This window comes from Tumebacillus lipolyticus, from assembly GCF_042682745.1.
Classification (GTDB): Bacteria; Bacillota; Bacilli; order Tumebacillales; family Tumebacillaceae; genus Tumebacillus_A; species Tumebacillus_A lipolyticus.
In genome coordinates, this window is sequence record NZ_JBHUIO010000011.1 from 335,504 (window position 1) to 356,291 (window position 20,788).

Sequence of the window (20,788 nt, forward strand, 5' to 3'; positions counted from 1 at the left end):
GTTAGGCAGTGACGCCATCATCGTCGAGCGATTTGTCACCTTTTTTCTCACCGAATTGGTAAGGGTCGGAAGTGACGACCGGCATCGCTTCGAAGTTAAATTCGGTCGGCGGCGAAGAAGCGTGCGTCCACTCAAGCGTTTGAGCGCCAAACGGGTTTTGAACCGCTTTTTCGCCTTTGAACAGCGAGTACGCCAGGTTCGCGATCAGCAGCAGCGACGCGATCCCGATCACGAAGGAACCAGCGGTCGCCACTTGGTTCAGCAAGGTCAGGTCCGGCTGATAGAAGAACACGCGGCGCGGCATCCCTTGCATACCGATGATGTGCATCGGGAAGAAGGTCAGGTTGGTACCGATGAAGTAGAGCCAGAATGCAAACTGACCAAACTTCTCTTTGTACATGCGGCCGGTCACTTTCGGGAACCAGAAGAACATACCCGCCATGATCGCAGTCATAGAACCACCGAACAGCACGTAGTGGAAGTGAGCGACAACGAAGTAGGTGTCATGCAAGTGAAGGTCGACCGGAACAGCACCCAGCATGATCCCGCCGAGACCACCGATGGTGAACAGGCCGAGGAAGCCCAGGGACACGAACAGCATCGGGGTGGTGAACTTGATCTGACCGCCCCATAGCGTGGCCAGCCAGTTGAAGATCTTGATCGATGTCGGAACCGCGATGATCATCGAGGTGATCATGAACGGAATCCCTTCGGTCATCTGCATGCCTGCGACGAACATGTGGTGGGCCCAGACCAAGAAGCCGAGCAGACCGATCATGATCGAAGAGTAGGCGATCGCTTTGTAACCGAAGATCGGTTTACGTGCAAATACAGGCAGGATTTCGGATACGATACCCATTGCCGGGATGATCATAACGTATACGGCCGGGTGAGAGTAGAACCAGAACAGATGCTGGTACAGCATCGGGTCCCCGCCCGCAGCGACGTTGTAGTAGACCGTGCCAAAGTGACGGTCGAGGAGCAGTGTGGTCACTGCACCCGCCAGCGCCGGCGTACCGAACAGCTGGATGAACGAGGTGACCAAGTTCCCCCACACGAACAGCGGCAGACGGTTCCAAGTCATACCCTCAGTGCGCATGTTCCATGTGGTGACGATAAAGTTGATCGCAGCCAAGATCGAGGACAGACCCAAGATATGAACGGCCGTGACCCAGAAGTCGAGGCCCGCACCTTGAGATTCGATCGAATATGGCGGATACGCTGTCCAGCCTACATCCGGAACTGCGCCAACAAAGAAGCTGAGGAACAGCACGAGACCGCCCAGCAGGAACAGCCAGAAAGACAGAGCGTTCATTCGTGGGAACGCCATATCGTGCGCACCGATCATGATCGGCACGAGATAGTTACCGAATGCACCGGTAAGCATCGGAATGATCCACAGGAAGATCATGATGGTACCGTGCACGGTAAACGCTTGGTTAAATTGTTGCGGCTCAAGAATCTGCGTATCAGGCAGAGCGAGCTGCGTGCGAATCAAGATCGCCGCTAGACCGCCAAAGAAGAAGAAGACAATCGAGGTGAGGGCGTACATAATCCCGATCTTCTTGTGGTCAACGGTTAAGATCCAATCGCGGAAGAAAGACTTGCGTGCAACATCTCCCGTCGCTGCCAACGATTCCACCCCCATCTTGCATCAAAATAAATTACTGAAGCGTTTTGATATAATCGACTACATTTTTCAGCGCTTCCTGTTCCAGCTGGAACGGAGGCATCATACCCGATTGGAAACCTTCCGGCACTTTAGCGTCCGGCGTGGTGATCGCTTCTTCTAGGTATTTCTCGTCAACCTTGACTTCTTGTCCGTTGACGATCTGCGTTTTGCCAAAGAGGCCTTTCCAGGTCGGACCTGCCGACTTGCCGCCGTCGATCGTATGGCAAGAGGTACAGCCGTTCGACTGGATGACATATTGAGCGTCCGTCTTTGGACGGGTCAGCTCTGCGTCAACCCATGCCTTGAACTCGTTCGCCGGCATGATCTGCATGTCTGCCAGCATCAAGGAGTGCTGGTTGCCGCAATACTCGGCGCAGACGACGCGCTTCTCGTACATGCCATCTTTCTTCTCAAAGTCTTCCGCCTTGACCCAGTAGCGGGTCTCACGGCCCGGCACAGCATCCTGCTTGACGCGGAACTCCGGAATCCAGAATGAGTGGATGACATCCTTCGAGTAGATCTTGAACAGGACGTTCTCGCCTTGCGGAATGCGCAGGTCGTTAAAGGACTTCGCACCGTTCGGGTACTCGAACTCCCACGCCCACTTCATCCCGGTGACTTTGATTTCATACACATCTGTTGGCGTCTCTTGGAGTTGGTAAACCATACCGGTCGAGTAGATCCCGATACCCACCAAGATCAGCGCGGGAATCAACGTCCAGATGACTTCCGCCTTCGTACTTCCGTCAATCGCCAAACCTTGCTTATCCGGATGCTTTCTTCTGTACCGAATAAGGAAGATAATCAAGAGCGCTTCTACCACGACGAACACAACGAGGGAAATCCAGAAGATCAACCCAAACAGACCGTCGATATTCTTCGCCGTCTCTGTCAGAGCCTCTGGCAGAAAATAGTTACTTGCTCCCACTTGTCCTCCTCCTATCTGAGATATTTCGATAAGTGCTGCGGAAGAAGCTTTGCGCTCTCCCTGTTTTCACGCCACGAGAAATAGACCGTTCGACGTGTTCAGACAGCATTCTACTTCTCGATTATACTAGTTCTTCTCGCATTCATGTTCGCTTTTAATCCCCCATTTTGGTCATTTTCTTGACAAAACTGTGACCGACCGCACTGAATCTTCGTTTTTTGACCAAACAGCGCAAATCTCGGGGGAAAAGGCTAGATTCATACAGGAAAAACCGAGCGAAAATCTATGATTTTGCGAACGCCGTTTCCACAGACTCAACTCTCCTATTACACCAAAAAGACCCCTCGCAAACAAGGGGTCTTTTTGGCTTATTTATTTTCGTCGCGATTTCGCGGAGGCAGCTGGCCGAAATACTGGTAGAGGTCGCATTCGATCCGGCCGTTGTACAGCTTGCGCTTCTTGTCGGCGCGCTTGCCGTACAGCTTCTCAAACGATTTGTTCGAGGTGAGGATGAACGCCGACCACGTGTCAAGCCCTTGGCAGATCTTGCCGAGGTCTTGGTACATCTCCTCCACCTCGCGCCGCTCCCCGATCCGCTCTCCGTAGGGCGGGTTGCCGATCAGCACGCCATACTTCGACTCAATCTTCAGCTGCTTGACCGGGAGGTTTTTCAGGCGGATGCCGTCCGACACTTTCGCCTGGCGGATATGGTAGTTGGCGAGCGACAGCACTTCCGGGTCGATGTCGGAGCCGATGATCTCCAGCGGCAGATCGAACTTGGCGAGATCTTTCGCCTCTTCTCGCGCCTTGTCCCACAGCCGCTGCGGCACAGACGGCCACTGCATCGCCGAAAAGTCGCGGTAGAGGCCGGGCGCGATGTTTCTCCCGAGCAGCGCCGCTTCGATCGGGATCGTCCCCGAACCGCAGAACGGGTCGATCAGCGGGCGATCCGGCTTCCAGCGCGTCAGATCGAGCATCGCCGCTGCCAGCGTCTCCTTCAGCGGCGCCTGTGCGCTCAGCGTGCGGTAGCCGCGCTTGTGCAGACCGGCCCCTGACGTGTCCAGCGTGATCGTCGCAATATCTTTGAGCAGGGCGACCTGAATGCGAAAGAGCGGGCCATCCTCGGCAAACCATTCGATGCCGTACGCCTCTTTCATCTTCTCGACGACCGCCTTTTTCACGATGCTCTGACAGGCTGGCACCGAGGACAGCTGCGACTTCTGCGATTTTCCGTCCACCGGAAACTCCGCATTTTTGGGCATCCAGTTCTGCCACTCGATCGCCTTGACGCCCTGAAAGAGCTCCTCAAACGAGGTCGCCTTGTATTCGGCCAGCTTGACCTGCACGCGGTCGGCGCTTCTCAGCCAGAGGTTGGCGCGGGCGATCGCCAGCTCATCCCCTTGAAATTCGACACGACCGTTTTCGACCACCACATCCGAATAGCCGAGATTTTTTACCTCGCGAGCCACGATCGCTTCCAGCCCCATCGGAGCGGTGGCGATCAGCGTAAATTTTGCCATATGTATTCCTCTTCCATCTCAAAATGTGTTGCACGCCCTCGCTCCGACGAATACCCATATAGGGTGTAGATCGACAAAAGGAGGATGGACGGTGCACAAAAAGCTACAGCCAAAACCGTTGCCGCCAAAAACTCTGACGCTAAAGGGCATCTCCCCGCGCACGATCCAAGAGCATTACAAGCTGTATCAAGGCTATGTGAACAAGGCGAACGAAACGCGCGAAAAGCTCCGCGCGCTCGACGTTTCGAAAGGAAACGCCACCTACAGCGACGTTCGGGCGCTGAAGCGCGGCGAAAGCTATGCGCTCGACGGGGTCAAGCTGCATGAGCTCTATTTCGAACAGCTGACCGGCGCTGGCGGTGCGCCAAGCGGCGACTTGCAAAAGGACATTCTGAAGACCTGGGGAAGCTACGAGCGCTTCGCAGCGGAGTTGAAAGGTGCTGGACTTTCTGCGCGCGGCTGGGCGATCCTCGCCTACGATACCGACCAAAAGGAGCTGTTCATCTACATCACAGACGATCAGCACGATGGACATGTGGTTCAAGCGATCCCGCTCCTGCCGATGGACGTCTTTGAGCATGCGTATTATATCGACTATGGAACCAAGCGCGACGATTACATCCAGACCTTCCTGAACAACATCGACTGGTCGATCATCAACAAGCGCTTTGCGCGGGCGCGCCGTGAAACCTCTCGCTTTGCGATCTTCGGAACGAGGTGAGCGCCGCTCACTCCATCGAGAAGATCAGCTGGCCTTCCTTGTCATAAAACCCTTCGCCATCCACCTGCAGATGACCGTCTGTCGCTTCGAGCAGCGTTTCGAGCAACGACTCGACCAGCTCCCATCCCTGCTCCGTAATATCATCGGGAATCATGCAGGCCACGATCTGTTCGGTCTCTGCCAAAAGGGCTTCGATCGCCTCTTTGCCCGCTCCGGCAAGCCCTGCTAGATCCGCTTGAAACTCTGCGATCTCTTCGCTCAGCTCTCCGCCTTCGTCGCCTTTTACCGAGCGATCGATCATCAGCGACATCTTGTGCGCATCATAGGCGAGATGATACTGTCGCCAGTTCGGGTCGGAGAAGCGCTCATCCTCTTGGTCGGGAAAGGTTTGAAAATCGTATCCTGCCGCCTTGAGGCTCTTCGTCAGCTCGACCAGCGCAGGCGCCTCGCTCGTTTTGGTCATCACGCGTAAAAAATGGGCCATGGTGAAACTCCTTCAAGTATAGTCTCTTTGCTAGTATTGCCTAAACCTTGAAAAAAGACCAGCGCATCTCCTGAAAACTGCGCTGGTCTTTTTTCGTTTACCGATCGCCTGCGATCTCTGTGCTGCCCTCCGCTCGCCTATACAGCCAGCTTCAAACCGTTCTCGATCAGCTCTTGCATGCCTTCGCTCGTCTGCGCGAGCTTGTTCAGCTGCTCCTTGATGCGCTCCTGCAGATCGGAAGATACGCCCTGTGCGGCGAGCAGTTCGAGGACTTCCACGCGCAGCAACCAGTCGTTCAGGTAGGAAGCGTCAAGCGCATCGACGACGCTCTTGGCGACATCCTGCAGCTCTGCCGCCTCCGCATTCGATTCGCGCAGATTGCGAACCGTCTGGTAGAGGTCGAACAGCTTTTGCTCCTCGGCGGTCACCTCATGGCGCTTGGTGTTCAACTCCGACTTTTTAAAGGTGGAAGATGCCCAAGCTGCCCGGTCAGCAGCGCCCGCGTAGACGGAGCTGATCGCCGCGCCGACCGCCATGTCGAACGTGCCCCACTCCGCTTGGAACAGAACGCTCTCGCCATAGGTGACGGTGCAAGCGTCAAAGCCGATCAGAATGACTTTGCCGCCTTCGCGCAGGATGTACTTCACTTCGCCAGACACTTTGACACCCGATGCGAATTCGAGCTCGGTGGCCTGACCGATCTTGAGACCGGCGCTGTCCAGATCAGCATCGCTGAAGTCTTCCAGCGCAAGCGAGCTGCCTTTGATCGCCCCGATCGGCGAGCCAAACCCTTCGCCGTGGTATTCGAGGTCATGCCCTGGCAACATCTTGTTGTCGATCGCGAGCATGGTCGGGCCAGTCGTCTTCAGGTAGACCGCCTCACCTTGCCCGTCGTACTCCAGATGGGTGAACGTCCCGCTGACCTGCAGACCGGACGAGTAGACCGCGGTCGCCAAGTTGTCGGAGCGAAGCGCTTTTTTCAAGGAGACGGTGCCGCCCACCTGGTAAGCCATCGTCTTGGCGAACTGCTTGACCGCCTCTGTCAGCTGCTCAAAATTGTCGCAGACGAACAGCTGCGGCTGCGGCTCGGTGATGTTGTAATCGGTCGTGCAGCAAGCGGTGAGATCGAACGGAAGCTTCTGCACATGCGGACGGTACAGCGCACGGCTCTCCCCCATCGACGAGAGCAGCCCCGCTCCGTAGATCTTCGGATCGTCGACCGAGCCGATCAGCCCGTATTCGACCGTCCACCAGTACAGCTTGGAGATGTCGCCCGCCTCGGACGATTCGGTGACAGCCGCCTCCGCCCGCTTCAGGGTCTCCTCCGCTTCCAGCACTTGTTCCGCAGTCGCGCGGGGATCTTCCTTGACGATCGAGAGCAGGCGGATCGCCTCGTAGAGATCGTGATCCTCTTTGGAAGCGAGCGCTTTCGCTCCCACCTCGCCAAAGAACTGCAAAAACTCAGCATAGCCCGGATCGTGCAGCATCGGGGCATGGCCGGCCGACTCGTGGATGATGTCTGGTGCCGGCGTGTAGGCGATGTGATCCAGCGTGCGGATGTCGCCTGCGATCGGGAGCAGCCGGTGCGCCTGGAAGTCAAAGAAGGCGACCGGCGGAATAAAGCCGTCGATCGCAACAGCGCCCCACCCCATCTTCGACAGTTCTACATTCATCTCTTCGATGTTCGGCACGCATTCGGTCGACATGCCGGTCACGCGCAGACCGTCCTCATAAGAGCCGTACCCTTTTTCGGAGAGAAATGCGTTGTTTTGACGCAACACATAGCGCCAGACCGCATGGTCGATCGGCGTATATTTTTCGTAGCGTTGCTCCACGCAAAATTGCTTGAGGTGCGGCGGAGCAGATAGTAATTTATTGGTTGTTGTTGAGCTGTTCATCAGAGAAGACCCCCTTCGAGATCATGATTCCTATCTATTACTCTACCATACAGATGCAAATATTCGAAACATTATTCGCGATGATTTCAGCGTATATTGATATTACAAATTTCAAATATACACGAATTTGTCAAATATGTCGAGGCGAGCTGCTCGTTTGGATCATTCCGGCTTATGGTATACTAACTGAGAATGTTCGGTTCGCACGTACATATTGAAGGAGTTGTATTGGAGATGAGCCAAAACGAAGCATTGCTGACGCTCGAAGGTTGGTTTGCCCTGCATGATTTCCGCAAAATGGATTGGGACGCTTGGAAGGCGGCCAGCGAGGAAGATCGTCAAGCGGCAACTGACGAACTGCTCGCTCTGATCCAGAAGTGGAACGCGACAGAAGATGCGAAAGAAGGCAGCACTGCCCTCTATTCGATCCTCGGCCATAAAGCGGACATGGTGTTTATGTTCCTGCGTCCATCCCTGGAAGAGCTGAACGAGATCGAAAACGAATTTAACAAGACGAGCTTCGCCGACTTTACGTACCAAGACTATTCGTACGTCTCCGTCGTCGAGCTTTCCAACTATGTGAACAGCCCGGATGCTGATCCTTACCAAGATCCGCAAGTTCGCGCGCGCCTGTATCCGGCACTGCCGAAGTCGAAGCACATCTGCTTCTACCCGATGAACAAAAAGCGCTCTGGCGAAGACAACTGGTACATGCTGACCATGGAGCAACGCCGCGAGATGATGCGCTCCCACGGCATGATCGGCCGCAAATATGCGGGCAAGATCAAGCAGATCATCACAGGTTCTGCCGGCTTAGACGACTGGGAGTGGGGCGTGACCCTCTTCTCCGACGACGCCCTGCAGTTCAAACATATCGTCTACGAAATGCGCTTCGATGAAGTGTCCGCCCGCTTCGGCGAGTTTGGCAACTTCCTCGTCGGGAACATCTTGGATGGCGAAGGATTCCGCAAGTTGCTGAGCGTGTAGGTGGATTTTGGAAAGTGGAGATTTGAGCAAATCGTATTCAGCCTGAATACTGTCAATACTGTTTGACGAAGCTAGCGCTTCGATAGTAGTTAATGCCCCCCCCCCCTCAAAGGCACAATTACTTCGCCCTCTTTAAAGCAGATGCGGTGCATCTACTTTAAAGAGGGTTATTTTTATGAACATCTCCTTCCAGAAAAGCATGCACCCTCCTAAGGAGGAGACAGAACTATAGACGCGCTTGAAAAATCAAGCTTACTGTTGTGACAACGGCGAGTAGCTTGACAGTTTTCCGTTTCGAATTTCTACTTGTACATCACATTGAGCTGCTACCTCTGGATCATGCGTTGCAATCACGATGGTCAAACCTTCTTCGTTTTTTAATTCGCAAATCAATTCTAAGATCGAATCCCGAGTTTGAATATCAAGGTTACCAGTTGGTTCATCGCACAAGAGGATCTTTGGAGCATGAATGAGTGCACGGGCGATAGCAACCCTTTGTTGTTCTCCCCCCGATAGTTCAGATGGAAGATGATGTATCCGGTCTTCCAATCCAACACGGTCGAGTAGTTCCTTCGCAGTAGTTTCTAATTGTGATGCGCTTTTAACGGGAATTTGCGGTACGCACACATTGTATAAAGCACTAAATTGTGGTAAAAGGTAGAAATGTTGAAATACGTACCCAACCAGGTTTCGCCGCAGATTGTCCCTACTCGTGGAAGACAAATCATGACTGTTCAGACGAATCGTACCAGAAGTTGGAACATCTACTAGCCCTAATAGATGTAACAATGTCGTCTTGCCAGAACCTGATGGACCAAGCAATGCTACCATCTGGCCCTCCTCGATCGCTAGGGAAATATTATTTAGAACGGAAATTGTTCTCTGTCCGCTGGTATATGTTTTGGTGAGATTTTCAACCTCGATCATCATCCTTTTCATGTGGAAACCTCCTTCTATACAACTTTCGATGTGAATTTATTGATCAATCGTGAGGAGACATACATCAGCAAAACAATAACCAAAAGCAGTATGCCACCTTGCGTAAGCACTGGCACTGGAAATTGCTCATAAAAAAGCCTGAAGGATAGCCAACCGATTCCAACCGCAGTAACAACTCCAATTCCTAAAAGTAAAAACAACTCGCCTAGGATCAAGATTGAAACATGTTTCTTCTCCCAACCGATAATTCTTAAAATGTACACTTCTTGTCTTCGTTTCCATAGGAGCGAACGGGTCGCCTCCCATACCCCGTAACAGGTCATCGATAAAGCCGAAATGACGACCACCCATTGGTACACATTGGCCACCGCATTGACTTCCATTCCTAGGAAAGTCGTTCCGACGTGATTTTGCTGAGCAAGGGTCATATTGAGCGTGAAGATTGCTACAGTACCTGAACTAAGTATCAGGAAGACTGTCCACACATTGTATGGGAGTTGGCTCATCAAATTCCCTAAGATCATGGTAAACATAGATCGAGGTTTTATATTGCTGTGCTTTTGTCCCCCTTCTTGCCCCAAACGAAGTTTATGATTGAGCAATCTTGAGATCAAAACCCATGCTGTCAGTAGCTGTAACAGAACCATGAGAATTTGAATCAAGATCGTGAATCCCCAAAATTCACCTATTCCCGACCAATCCTTAAATAAGAACGATATTACCAATGCTGGTATTAAGGCAACCCCGACTTTTGTACACCATTCAAGAAAGACCAACTTCTGAATCTCCTGCTTCTTCCATCCAATCATTCTTAGGAGATTAAATTCCTTTTGCCGAACCAAAAATTGTGTTTGCGTATGCACCACTGTGTACACAATCACGATGATAAAGAGTGCTATTGTAATCCAAATTGAAAGTTGGTTTACAGCATTTACGATCAAGGTTGCAATTCCCAATGTCGTCCAAGTTTCTTCGACATCCCCTAATGCAGGATAGTTACTGACCTCAGGTATCTCAACCAATACATGTTGTTTTGATGCTCCCGCAACTATGTCGGTATGCAAACCTGTGATTCGCTGTATTTCTTTTGAAATTTGGAAAATTTTTGACTCTGCAACTGAGTCGTATATTTCAATATCACTTACTCGGACTCGAATCGCATCGATAGGTTTATCACCTTTAAGGAAGACTGCAGCTTCAAGATTAGTAAGCGCAGACGCAGGTACCGGCAAAAAAGTATTAGGAGAAGTACCCGAAGTGATAGCTTGATCGGACCAATTCACAGGTGAAAATGAATAAATTCCAAGCGGACTTGGATTCAAATTTTTCGCAGTTATTTGGGATGCTTGGTAAGTTCCTATGATGTTTGGCTTGAACATCAATTCACCAGGTAATTTAGCGTCATCCTTCCCCTTTTGAATAAGTTCACGGTAGTACGTTTTTCTATCTTTGACAAATGGATTCAACGTGTACTTATCCACTTGATCAGATTTAGTGTATTTCAGTCGATCTGTGATGAAGTATGAGGAGGTTTTGAGAAAAAAATTAACTCCATTTGTCTTCCTTGAAATTTCACCATTCTTCGAAACAGCAATAAATGCTGTTTGAAAGGGCTGAACCTTGCCTAGATTCCATTCCTGAGTTTGACTTGGCTTTTCAATCAGAACGTCAGGAAGTAATGATCCCATCATTTCTGTACTTTGTAATCCAGATAGTCTTTTGCTGAGTTCCTTTGGTGCGATTGAGGAGATACGAGTCTCAACATGAGCTTTTAACTCAGGTGAAAGACTCTCATTCACAAGCAAAGGAAGTTGGAGTAGATTCGAACCATCTGCCTCCTTACCATATGGGAGATTTTTTGGTAGAGGGGGTAACTTGTAGTTCTCGTATGCTAAGAGTGCCTTCTCTTCTTCAGGATCGACACCAACAAGAAGATTGTAGGTTTGCGGAAGAGAAAATCCTACTTTTTTGATCGTTTCGTTTGGTCCAACTTCCATCCCCATTGATCGACTCGCATAAAAGGAAGGTCGTTCATTCGGTAGCGTGAGGAGTTGAGTCGTATCGATATCGTTATTTGAGAGGGGTAACCCATTTTCCTTAAAAATTTTTATTGTTGTAAGAGCAGGTGAGTCCCACAATGAACTTGGAAGTTCCACCTCAACACTCCCGGTATCATTTGTAAAAAAGCCCAATACGGAAACAGGCGCTGCAATCTCAACTCCACTAATTTGTTTAATCTTTTCGTTATCTTCAAGCGATATTCCGCCCATTCCTCCTGTTAAATAATTCTCCTCCACCTTCGCATCCGATTTTTCCTCGATGTTTTGAGATTGGTCAGGACGAACCAAGATATCGTAGCTACCTCTTGCAAATGAAGCGATCGATTGATCAGTAGTCATCTTTGTTGTTTGCAAACTGCTCACTGAAACGGGGATAGATGCAAGCAACAAGGCAAGCAAAATGATCGATGTTAAAAAGGTCCGTGATGACTTTTTGGCTGACTTTAGAATATAGCTTAGCATTGTTCGTCTCTCCGTTCTTTGCTAGAAGCAGAGGGAGAAGCTGCGCCTCTCCCCCATGCCATCTATAGTTTACCAATTTTTAACATACACATTGCTTGAGTCCCAACTGGTCAGTCCGCCGCTTGATGTTTTCAACTGAACGTTGTAAGTACCGAAAGTGGCATATAACCAACGCCATGTATTGCTTTTGTTGTATCCACTATACCCACTTGAGCTGCCGTCACCCCAATAAATTGTACTTCCAAAAAAACCATTTCCCCCATCCCAATTGCCTGTACCATCCAAATACAATTGATTGAAATATGGTTGATTAGTTGTAAGACTGTTCGTTACGTAGTCACCACCTAACGGTTGGACGATTGAGTTCTCATTCCCATCCTTCAAAATTGCTGAGTTCTCCGCAAAAGCCATCTCACTACTTGTCAATGCGATTGCCATACCTAAAACAGAAGCTAGAACATTTGCTTTCTTCACTTGGTCATCACTCCTAAATTATGGATGTGATGGAAATGTACCATTTTTGAGAATATTTGTCAATTATTCCATTTTATATTTCTTCGCTTTTTATTCTACTACATTATATACAAAAATGGATAATTTGGTAACTGCTATTAATGAAATGAAAAAAATATCGGATGGATTATCTGACCACATCGTTAGCAAAGTTTTATTGTTGTGGATCGTTTCTCTGATTTTTGTCATGATAATCTCACAGTATATTAAATAGCACGGAGACGATGAATCGTAGGAAACTCCGGATCCAACATCCCATCGTCATCGACATAAGCTTTCTCACCGAAAAAAGGCTGCAAATAATAGACTGCTGTTTCTACTCGTTACGAGATCCATTTCCCTGTCAGATCTATTTCGGCGGGCATTGCCAACTTTCGGACAACATGGGACGATAGAAACATATCATTATGCTTAAAAGTCGACTGCAGATCATAGTTCGAAATCCTTCACGCTCTGTTCTCATCCTTTCGTTCGACTTACTCTTCGCGATCATCGAAGTCGCTAAATCGCAATTGATCTCTACTCTCAAGGAGGTTGCAAAATTGGACGCCCAACGCATCGCTTTTCATCAGTTCGGAGACCCGCAGCACGTTTTGCGACTGGAAACGAAAACGGTTCAGCCGCCGCTCGATGGAGAAGTTCTGGTTCGCATGAAAGCGCGACCGATCAACCCGTCTGACCTGCTCCCCATTCGCGGCGCCTATTCCCATCGCACTTCCTTGCCGGCAATCCCCGGTTTTGAAGGGGTCGGAATCGTCGAAGAAGTCGGCCCTTCCGTATCGCGCGATCTGATCGGCAAGCGCGTCCTCCCTCTGCGCGGGGAAGGCACTTGGCAAGACTATGTGAAAACATCTGCCAACCTTGCCGTTCCCATCCCTGACGAGCTCGACGATTACATCGCAGCCCAGCTCTACATCAACCCGATGACCGCATGGCTTGCTTGCACCGAAGTGCTGCGCTTGCGACCTGACGATGTTTTGTTTGTCAACGCTTGTGGCTCTTCGATCGGTCGCCTCTTCGCACAGCTCTCCAACATGATCGGCTTTCGACTGATTGCGGTCACTCGCAATCACGCGTATACGGAAGAACTGCTGCAACTCGGCGCTTCCCATGTGATCAACACGGCAGAGACAGACTTGCGGCAAACCGCTTTGGAGCTGACAAACGGACTTGGTGCACATGCTGCGATCGATTCGATCGGCGGGGCTGATGGCACAGATCTCGCTTTTTGCCTGCGCCCAGGTGGAACTTTTTTAACCATCGGTCTGCTCTCCGGCATCCCTGTCGATTGGGCGGCAGTAGCGAAAAAAGCAAAAGCACAAGCGCGGCTCTTTCATCTGCGACATTGGAATCAGCAAGTATCTGTCCAGAAGTGGCACGAGACTTTTGATCAATTGATCTTCTTGATTACCGAAGGAAAATTACGCCTGATGAAACCTGCCGCTCATTATGATCTGTCCGCCGTACATGAAGCGATTCGCATTGCTGAATCACCGACGAGAAACGGTGGAAAAGTTTTTCTGACCAGCTAGGAGAACCACTTTTATATAACTTTGCATCGAGGGGCGCTACGAGCTGTGCGTGGTGCCCTCGCTCTTCTGACAAAAAAGCGTTCCTCCCCCTCACCTCGTCCTTCATAACAAAAAGCGTTCCTCTCCCTCGCCTCGTCCTTACTAACAAATAGCATCCCTCCCACAGCTTCTCGAAAAAATCAGCGATGCACACTGATCGCCATACACAAACACCACAAACATCCCCCACGCCCCTTTTCCACACTCGACTCGCTGTGGACATTCTCAAAACGCGCGATCGAACGACGATCTGATTGGTTGAAGCAAAAGTGATCGGATAAATAACTTTATAATAATTTATAAATAATCAAACAGAGGATTTACTGATCATTTCACCGAATCTCTAACATCGAAACAATAAATGTAATGAGAGGAGGTGAATGTGTGAAACATCTAGGAAGTGGAAAACAACACGAATTTGATGCCTTTCTAAACTCGCAGGGGGCACAAAGTCAGAAACAGGATCTGCTGGAAGACTCGCTGCTGGAGAGCGGTGGCTCAGACTGGGAATGTTACGAGGTCGATCCTTCGTATGGCGATCCGCAAGGGGATTGTGTCGCATCGAACGGCCAGCAAGGCGTTTGGCGAGTGATGTATTGCACCTGGAGAATGCCGGATGGTTCGACCAAGGTCAAGCGCAGCGCTTGGTGCAGCAAGCTGTACGATGTGTAAAAGGGACTTGTTCCGTCCTTAAAAGTCTGAAAATTCAACCACAATAATCTAGGAGGTTTCTCATGTCTGCACCGTATGAAACGACGCTAACAGAAGCGATGAAGTTGGCGCGCGAAGAGTTGGCCGCGCTCTCCGAGCTCTCCCGTTGGATCACCAACGTTTTGACAGATCGCGAACAAGTTGCTGTCTATACACAAAACTTGCGCTCGCTTCCCGTGCGCGGAAAACTGCGCTTCAACGTCAGCGAAGTGGACGACGATGCGATCGTTCGCTTTGAAGGCATGTCGATGCGCGTCGGTCTCAACCAGCGGAAAACTCAAGAGTGTACGATCGGCTTCAGAGGAAATAACGCGATCGTCCTCGTGGTTGAAAACGGTGGGCGCTTCAATTGGCACGTCAAAATCAATGTTGACGCCTATGACCCAGAAGGTCGGCTGATTCAACAAGGGTTTATCAACTGGGAAGATGGCGGCAATGACAACCTTTGGCCGGACAGAAGGCGTGTCTACATCTTCAAGTTCCAGACGGTCTAAACGAGCGCATCACCCAGTTGCGCATCCACGGAGCGGAGTTCCAAACAGCAGAGCAATTCTCCAGCAATCGTCCCTTTTTTCCGATCATCAGCTCCGTTTCCTCGACCCCGCTTCTCTGCTGAAGCGGGGTTCTCTTTTTCTCAGCGTTCGCCCCTCTGTTGTTGCCGCTTCCCCGTTGTGCTATGGTGTGAGCAAGCTGTGCAGAATGAGCGATCTCCATCGTCAAAATTGAGATCAGCACATCGCCAACCGTGATCATGCGGAGGCAACACCTGTGAAAGGAAGGGCGCTCATGTATCGCAAACTATCTGCCCAAGAGCTCGTGCAAGCAAAGTCTGCGCTCGATCTCGAACAAGATTTTATCCTCTACAACAGCCTTCAGCTGCGGGAAGCGCGCAGCTTTTGCCTCGGAGACTACCGAGGAGAGGAACGACAAGCGTTCGCCTGTTATCTGAGCGGGCTTCCCTTTCACGCCTTTTCGATCCACTTGGAGCCAAGCAGGCAAGATCTGGAGCGGAAATACCAAGCGAGCGAGCTTCTGCAGAGCGTTTGCTCCAACTTGCGACTGCAGGAGAGCAGCGAATCGGTCGGCTATCTGACGCTCCCCGAGGAAAAGGCGGCACAGATCGAGCTGGACGGAGTGCAATCGGTGCGAACGATGCTGCTGATGAAGCTGACCGATCCCAGCAAGCTCCTGCCAGCTCAAGGTTCCCGCTTGCTGAAAGAGCACGATTGGGCGGCTGTCGATGAGTTCGTCAACCGTGTCGACATGATCTCCTTTCGCAAAGAGGAGCTGACCGAGTTCCCCCATCTCGGGCTGTTTTGGCAAGATCGGCTGGTCTCGATCGCCGGATTTCACATCTTCGAAGACGCTTATGCGGAGATTGGAAATATCGGAACACTCCCCGATCATCAGGGCAAGGGATTTGGCAAGCGCATCACCTCCGACATCTGCCGCTACGGTCTGGAAAAAACATCCGAACTCTATCTGTTCGTCTTTTCCGAAAACAGCCCCGCCTTGCGAATCTATCAATCGTTAGGATTTCAAACGGTAGGGCGGTATAGCTTTATCCAATTTTCCTTCTGAACGATCGGATCCCCCACCCCTTCGACAAACGAACAGCCACCTCGCGCCGAGGTGGCTGTTCTGTCGGTCAAGCGCAAACATCTGCAAGCTTGCGCCGACCGCTCATTATCGATTTCCGTTTATGCGCTACCCCCGCGAGCACCTGTGCAAAAAGCTCACTCGGTCAACTGCAGGAACTCTTCCAGATCGCCCGTCATGATCTGGAGCGCATCCAGCCAAAACGCCTCTTGGGTCAGATCGACCCCGAGATGTTTGGCCGCCAGATCTTCCACCTTCATCCGACCTGTGTCGCGCAACAGCGCGATATACTTCGCTTCGAACGCCGCTCCCTCGCGCAGAGCCATCGCATAGATGCCTGCGGAGAACAGCGCGCCGAACGCGTAGGGATAATTGTAGAACGAGTTGACCGTGTCATAATAGTGCCCGTGGAACGACCACTGGATCGGCACATAGCCGGTGAACGAGTTGGCAAACGCACGCTGTTGCGCTTGCAGCATCAGCTCGTTCAAGCGCTCCACGCTGACCAAGCCCTGTGCCCGCTCCTCGTAGAAGCTCTTTTCGAACAGAAAGCCCATGTAGGTGAACATGCAGTACAGCACCGCATTGTCCAGCTTGCTGCCGAGCAGGGCGATCCGCTCTTCACGGTCGTCCACCTTTTGGAGCAGCGCATCCATCACCAAGCGCTCCGCAAATGTTGAAGCTGTCTCCGCCGTCGACTTCGAATAGAGCTGGGCCAGCCGGGGCAGGTCTTTGATCGCAGAGAAATGGAAGGCATGACCGAGCTCGTGAGCAATCAGACAGGCCACATCGGACAGCCGACCGTGGAACGTCCCGAGAATGCGAGATTCCTTCGTCACCGGGAAGGAGGCGCAAAAACCGACCGGAGCTTTGACTGCAGACTGCTGCCAGTCGATCCAGCCCTCTTCGAAAGCGCGGCGGGCGAGCTCTGCCATCTTCGGCGAGACGGTGGCGAACTGCTCGACGATGATCTCCGCTCCCTCTTCCCACGACATGGTGCGCGCCCCTTTGCCGATCGGGGCGTACAGATCGACGAAATGCAAGGATTCCACGCCGATCACCTTTCCTCTGCGCTCCAGATAGGCAGCGAGCCGCCCGAAGATCTTTTCCACCGCCCCCCACATCGTGGTCAGCGTCGCTTCAGATAGACGATTTTGCAAAAGCGACTCGTGCAGGAACGAGTCCCACCCGCGCGCCTTATAGGTCTGCAGGCGATACCCGCCGAGCGCGTTCAACGCCTGGGCGCACAGTTCCGCCTCGCCTGCCATCACCTCTGTCGACTGCTGAAACGCCCGCCGGCGCACGTCCGCATCTGCCGAGATGAAAAACTGGCCGATCGTCGACAGCGAGTGCTCTTCGAGCTTGCCATCCTTTTCAAAGGGGATTCGCACGCGAGCGATCACCTTTTCGAAAAATCGCTCCCACGCCTTCAAACCGTCGACACCCAGCGAGGCGATCAGCGTTTCCTCCGATTCGGACAGCATCTCCTGCACGCGGTTGCGACGCTCCTCCAGCCCAAATTGAACCTCAGCGACCGACTTGAGCGCGACCAGCTTCTGCCACAGCTCATCGGAGAAGCTGGCGATCTGCGCATCGAAGCGGATCAGCGCCGATTCCAGCTGTGCGCCGAGCTGCGCCACGCGATCCTCGATGCTCGCCGCCCCCTCATCTTTCGTGTTCACCGAAGAGATGCAGATGCTGTACTCTGAGACCTCCTCCAGCCGCCCCGAAAGATCGTTCACCTGCTCGACGATCTTTTCCCAGCGGTGGAGGTCTGCCTCCGACTGCGGCACTTCGACCGCTCCTAGCTCCGATTGAAACGAGCTGATGTCAGCTTCCAAGCGATCTAGAAAAACGGCCAGCTCCTCCGATCGACTCCCACCTGCAAAGATGTTTTCCAAGTTCCACGATTTCGGCAATTCTTGTTGCAGTTTCATCATCTTCATCCCTCTTTCTCTGGTTAGAGTAACGAGTTGAGCTGCTGGAGCAGTTCGCCCGCTTTGCCGGAGAGAACCAAGTCGAACCGCTCATCCTGTTCGGTCCGCTCAAGGTTGAGCATCACCACTCGCCCTGGGGTCATCGAGGGGAGCTGCGCGACCGGATACACCTGCAAGCTCGTGCCGACCACCACGGTCAACTCCGCGCTTCGCAAGTCGGTCAGCGCTTGGCTCCATGCGCCCTCCGGCAGCGTTTCGCCAAAGAGCACAACGCCAGGCCGCAGTCGCCCCGCACAGGCCGGACAAGCCTGACCTGTCAGAAATGACTCGACATCCGCCTGCCGTTCACAGCTGTGACAGCGCACCTTGCGAATCGAGCCGTGCAGCTCATGCACCCTTTGTTGGTTCGCCTGCTGATGGAAACCGTCCACATTCTGTGTCGCCACCCCCTGCAGCAGCCCGCGGTGCGGCTTGCTGTCGGCAAGGGCGCGAATGCGCGCCGAGTAGAACTGATGGAACAGCGGATAATCTGCCTCCAACGCCTCGACACTCGCGACGGTGCGCGGGTCGATGTTGTGCCACCAGCCGCTCGGCGAGCGGAAATCTGGCAGGCCGCTCTCCGTCGACATCCCAGCGCCGGTCAGCGCTACTGTGTAGCGCGACTCCTTGATCCAGCGAGCTAACGTCAAGAGATCGCTCATCGTTTATCGATCCTTCCACTCGGACGCCAGCATCGAGTACATCTGGTGGTCGAGAAAGCGATCGTGCATCCACTCGCTCTGGCGAACCACACCTTCCTTCGTAAATCCGAGCCGCTCCGGGATCGCTTGGCTCTTCAGATTGCTCGTCGCCACGCGAATCTCGACGCGGTTCAAGCCGTATTCGTAAATCGCCTGATCGACCAGCGCTCGCGTCGCGGCGCTCATCAGGCCGAGCCCGGTAAACTCTTTGCCCAGCCAGTAGCCGATCGATGTCATGCGGTTGTTCCAATCGATCTTGTGATAGCCGATCGCGCCTGCGAACTCCCCGCGATAGAAGATTCCATAGTGGGTGCCCTGATTGCTCGCAAACTGATCGCGCGCGATCTGGATAAACGCCAGCGCATCATCTGCAGACTTGTACAGATCGACAAACATCAGCCATTCGCGAAGATGCTCGCGGTTGCGGTCGACCAGCTCGTAGATCGCCTCCGCATGTCGCACCTCCAGCATTCGCAACTCCGCACCTTCGAACAAAACGTGTTTTAACATCTTCCTGTCCTCGTCTTCCCCTAAATTTTTCAAATATTGTACCACAAAACTGCCCGTTCTGATCATCAATAGGTGCGTATCGGTTGCCGACCTGTCCATATTCGCATTTACTGTACTACAAAATGCATGGAGGGGGTGACGTTGCAATGTACGGTACCTTCGGTGCTTACACCCGTTGGGCGGTCGTCTTCCTGATCATCTTTGTGCTGTTCATCCTGCTCGTTCCTTATTGCTAGTTTCTCTGAGATGAATCGGTCGGCGCGACGCCAAAAAAGGATTGCTCGATCTGAGCAATCCCTTTTTGCATGTCCGCTTTGCATGTCTGCTTCCGCTTTGCATATCCGCTTTGCATATCCGCTTTGCATATCCGCTCGGGTGGACTTTTCAAGCGTAGCGCCAACTGCCCGTTTCGTTCGTCTGCAGCAGCCCTGTCGAACGCTCCGTCCGTCTGGCCAGCTGCAGTGCCGCTTCTGCCACCTCAAAGGCGGCGTAAGGCTGGCGAATCTCCTCAATCCGCTCGATCATCTGCGCTCGATCGCTCTCCGCAGTCAGCAGATGGCGCACCAGATCGGCGCCCTCTTCAGCTGAGCTCGCCCTGCGCGCCACCCCATATGCTGACATCAGCTCCCCATTGCGATGCTCTTGGCCGGGAATCGCCGAGCAGAGCACCATCGGCAGGCGCATCACCAGCGCCTCCGCCACGGTCATCCCGCCCGGCTTGGTCACCAGCAGGTCGCTTCTGGCCATCAGCGACTGCACCTGTTGCGAATATCCGCGAATCTTCACGTTGGGCAATCCGCCAAACCGCCCCTTCAGCTCACGGCGCAGCGTCTGGTTGAAGCCGCAGACCACCGTCAGATCGTCTGTCAACCCTCCGTCCACCAGCTCCTCCACCATGCGGAGGACGCCAAGCCCCAGCCCTCCGCCCATCAACAGCACCTGTCTGTTCCGCTCGCTCCCTCGCTCCACAGCCGTCAGCGCTTCCAAAAAGCGCTGGGAGACGGGGATTCCGGTCGCCCGCACCTGAGAGCGACCCAACAGCCGCGCGTTCATTCGCTCCTGAATCTCCGGCAGCGGCACACAGTAGAGATCGACAGCAGGATGAAGCCAATAGCCGTGCGGATCGTAATCGGTCAACACGGTGATCAGCGGCACTTGCATCCCCTGGCGCTTCAGCTCAGCGATCAGGCAGGCGGGAAGAGGATGCGTGCAGATGATCGCGTCAGGAGCCAAGCGGCGAATCCACGGGCCGACCTCCTTGCACAGCGCCTCGCGCACGATCAGCCTGCCCACCCGATTCCACTCCTTTTCCCGCTGCCACTCGTACCATTTCCCCCACAGCTTGGGCCCGCGAGCGAGCGTTTGCAGATAGAGGGTGCGCAGCGCTTTGGCCGTTCGCGGTCGAAACGTATCGAGCAGGTTGACCCTCGTCACGCCACGCTGTGGATCGAGCGTGCGCAGCGCCTCTTCCACCGCCTGCGCCGCTCGCTCGTGCCCCGCGCCGATCGATTCGGACAACAGCAGGATCTGTCCCAT

19 protein-coding genes are annotated in these 20,788 nt (G+C 52.8%); 6 read left to right on the forward strand and 13 right to left on the reverse strand.

Going from position 1 to position 20,788, the window contains the following annotated elements:
* Position 1: 1 nt before the first annotated feature.
* The 3 genes from ctaD to ACFSOY_RS17920 form a co-directional block, all read right to left on the reverse strand.
* Complete coding sequence (ctaD, locus tag ACFSOY_RS17910; RefSeq protein WP_386048988.1) at positions 2 to 1,633, reverse strand: cytochrome c oxidase subunit I; 1,632 nt, start codon at positions 1,631 to 1,633, stop codon at positions 2 to 4.
* 31 nt (positions 1,634 to 1,664) lie between these two features.
* The gene (coxB, locus tag ACFSOY_RS17915; RefSeq protein WP_386048990.1) at positions 1,665 to 2,600 is read right to left on the reverse strand and encodes a cytochrome c oxidase subunit II; all 936 of its coding nucleotides are present in this window, start codon (positions 2,598 to 2,600) and stop codon (positions 1,665 to 1,667) included.
* 368 nt (positions 2,601 to 2,968) lie between these two features.
* Positions 2,969 to 4,120 (reverse strand): THUMP domain-containing class I SAM-dependent RNA methyltransferase, encoded by a 1,152-nt coding sequence (locus tag ACFSOY_RS17920; protein ID WP_386048992.1) that lies wholly within the window; start codon positions 4,118 to 4,120, stop codon positions 2,969 to 2,971.
* Between the two features lie 91 nt (positions 4,121 to 4,211).
* Here ACFSOY_RS17920 and ACFSOY_RS17925 point away from each other — a divergent pair, with 91 nt between their 5' ends.
* Entirely contained in the window at positions 4,212 to 4,841 is a 630-nt protein-coding gene (locus tag ACFSOY_RS17925; RefSeq protein WP_386048994.1) for a superoxide dismutase, read from the forward strand.
* A 7-nt stretch (positions 4,842 to 4,848) separates the two neighbouring features.
* Here the strand turns inward: ACFSOY_RS17925 and ACFSOY_RS17930 are convergent, their stop codons facing one another.
* Both ACFSOY_RS17930 and ACFSOY_RS17935 read right to left on the reverse strand, forming a co-directional pair.
* Positions 4,849 to 5,325: a hypothetical protein gene (locus tag ACFSOY_RS17930; RefSeq protein WP_386048996.1), complete on the reverse strand. Its 477-nt coding sequence runs from the start codon at positions 5,323 to 5,325 to the stop codon at positions 4,849 to 4,851.
* Between the two features lie 137 nt (positions 5,326 to 5,462).
* The gene (locus tag ACFSOY_RS17935) at positions 5,463 to 7,223 is read right to left on the reverse strand and encodes an aromatic amino acid hydroxylase (RefSeq protein WP_386048998.1); all 1,761 of its coding nucleotides are present in this window, start codon (positions 7,221 to 7,223) and stop codon (positions 5,463 to 5,465) included.
* Between the two features lie 234 nt (positions 7,224 to 7,457).
* Here ACFSOY_RS17935 and hemQ point away from each other — a divergent pair, with 234 nt between their 5' ends.
* Positions 7,458 to 8,210 (forward strand): hydrogen peroxide-dependent heme synthase, encoded by a 753-nt coding sequence (hemQ, locus tag ACFSOY_RS17940; protein ID WP_386049000.1) that lies wholly within the window; start codon positions 7,458 to 7,460, stop codon positions 8,208 to 8,210.
* Positions 8,211 to 8,462: 252 nt separating this feature from the next.
* On the opposite strand, the gene ACFSOY_RS17945 is transcribed toward hemQ, so the two are convergent.
* From ACFSOY_RS17945 to ACFSOY_RS17955, 3 genes are all read right to left on the reverse strand, one after another.
* On the reverse strand, positions 8,463 to 9,149 hold the full coding sequence (locus ACFSOY_RS17945) for an ABC transporter ATP-binding protein (RefSeq protein WP_386049002.1): 687 nt from the start codon (positions 9,147 to 9,149) through the stop codon (positions 8,463 to 8,465).
* A 14-nt stretch (positions 9,150 to 9,163) separates the two neighbouring features.
* Positions 9,164 to 11,671: an ABC transporter permease gene (locus ACFSOY_RS17950; RefSeq protein ID WP_386049004.1), complete on the reverse strand. Its 2,508-nt coding sequence runs from the start codon at positions 11,669 to 11,671 to the stop codon at positions 9,164 to 9,166.
* Positions 11,672 to 11,740: 69 nt separating this feature from the next.
* A complete protein-coding gene (locus tag ACFSOY_RS17955; protein ID WP_386049006.1) occupies positions 11,741 to 12,145 on the reverse strand; it encodes a hypothetical protein in 405 nt (134 codons plus the stop codon).
* Between the two features lie 581 nt (positions 12,146 to 12,726).
* On the opposite strand from ACFSOY_RS17955, the gene ACFSOY_RS17960 reads away from it, so the two are divergent.
* The 3 genes from ACFSOY_RS17960 (at position 12,727) to ACFSOY_RS17970 (ending at position 14,960) form a co-directional block, all read left to right on the forward strand.
* Positions 12,727 to 13,716, forward strand: a complete 990-nt coding sequence (locus ACFSOY_RS17960; RefSeq protein WP_386049008.1) for a zinc-dependent alcohol dehydrogenase family protein — start codon at positions 12,727 to 12,729, stop codon at positions 13,714 to 13,716.
* Positions 13,717 to 14,139: 423 nt separating this feature from the next.
* Positions 14,140 to 14,427 (forward strand): hypothetical protein, encoded by a 288-nt coding sequence (locus ACFSOY_RS17965; RefSeq protein WP_386049010.1) that lies wholly within the window; start codon positions 14,140 to 14,142, stop codon positions 14,425 to 14,427.
* Positions 14,428 to 14,489: 62 nt separating this feature from the next.
* Complete coding sequence (locus ACFSOY_RS17970; RefSeq protein ID WP_386049012.1) at positions 14,490 to 14,960, forward strand: hypothetical protein; 471 nt, start codon at positions 14,490 to 14,492, stop codon at positions 14,958 to 14,960.
* On the opposite strand, the gene ACFSOY_RS17975 is transcribed toward ACFSOY_RS17970, so the two are convergent.
* A complete protein-coding gene (locus tag ACFSOY_RS17975; protein ID WP_386049014.1) occupies positions 14,941 to 15,219 on the reverse strand; it encodes a hypothetical protein in 279 nt (92 codons plus the stop codon). The genes ACFSOY_RS17970 and ACFSOY_RS17975 overlap by 20 nt on opposite strands.
* Before the next feature lie 33 nt (positions 15,220 to 15,252).
* Between ACFSOY_RS17975 and ACFSOY_RS17980 the strand changes: the two genes are divergently transcribed.
* Positions 15,253 to 16,047 carry a GNAT family N-acetyltransferase gene (locus tag ACFSOY_RS17980; protein ID WP_386049016.1) on the forward strand — a complete coding sequence of 265 codons (795 nt, stop codon included), beginning with the start codon at positions 15,253 to 15,255 and terminating at the stop codon, positions 16,045 to 16,047.
* A gap of 155 nt (positions 16,048 to 16,202) precedes the next feature.
* Here ACFSOY_RS17980 and ACFSOY_RS17985 read toward each other — a convergent pair whose 3' ends face one another.
* From ACFSOY_RS17985 to ACFSOY_RS18000, 4 genes are all read right to left on the reverse strand, one after another.
* Positions 16,203 to 18,005, reverse strand: coding sequence for a M3 family oligoendopeptidase (locus ACFSOY_RS17985; protein WP_386049019.1), 1,803 nt, complete (start codon positions 18,003 to 18,005; stop codon positions 16,203 to 16,205).
* A 20-nt stretch (positions 18,006 to 18,025) separates the two neighbouring features.
* Complete coding sequence (locus ACFSOY_RS17990) at positions 18,026 to 18,703, reverse strand: SIR2 family NAD-dependent protein deacylase (protein WP_386049021.1); 678 nt, start codon at positions 18,701 to 18,703, stop codon at positions 18,026 to 18,028.
* A 3-nt stretch (positions 18,704 to 18,706) separates the two neighbouring features.
* Positions 18,707 to 19,252, reverse strand: a complete 546-nt coding sequence (locus ACFSOY_RS17995; RefSeq protein ID WP_386049023.1) for a GNAT family N-acetyltransferase — start codon at positions 19,250 to 19,252, stop codon at positions 18,707 to 18,709.
* Positions 19,253 to 19,636: 384 nt separating this feature from the next.
* A complete protein-coding gene (locus tag ACFSOY_RS18000) occupies positions 19,637 to 20,788 on the reverse strand; it encodes an MGDG synthase family glycosyltransferase (protein WP_386049025.1) in 1,152 nt (383 codons plus the stop codon).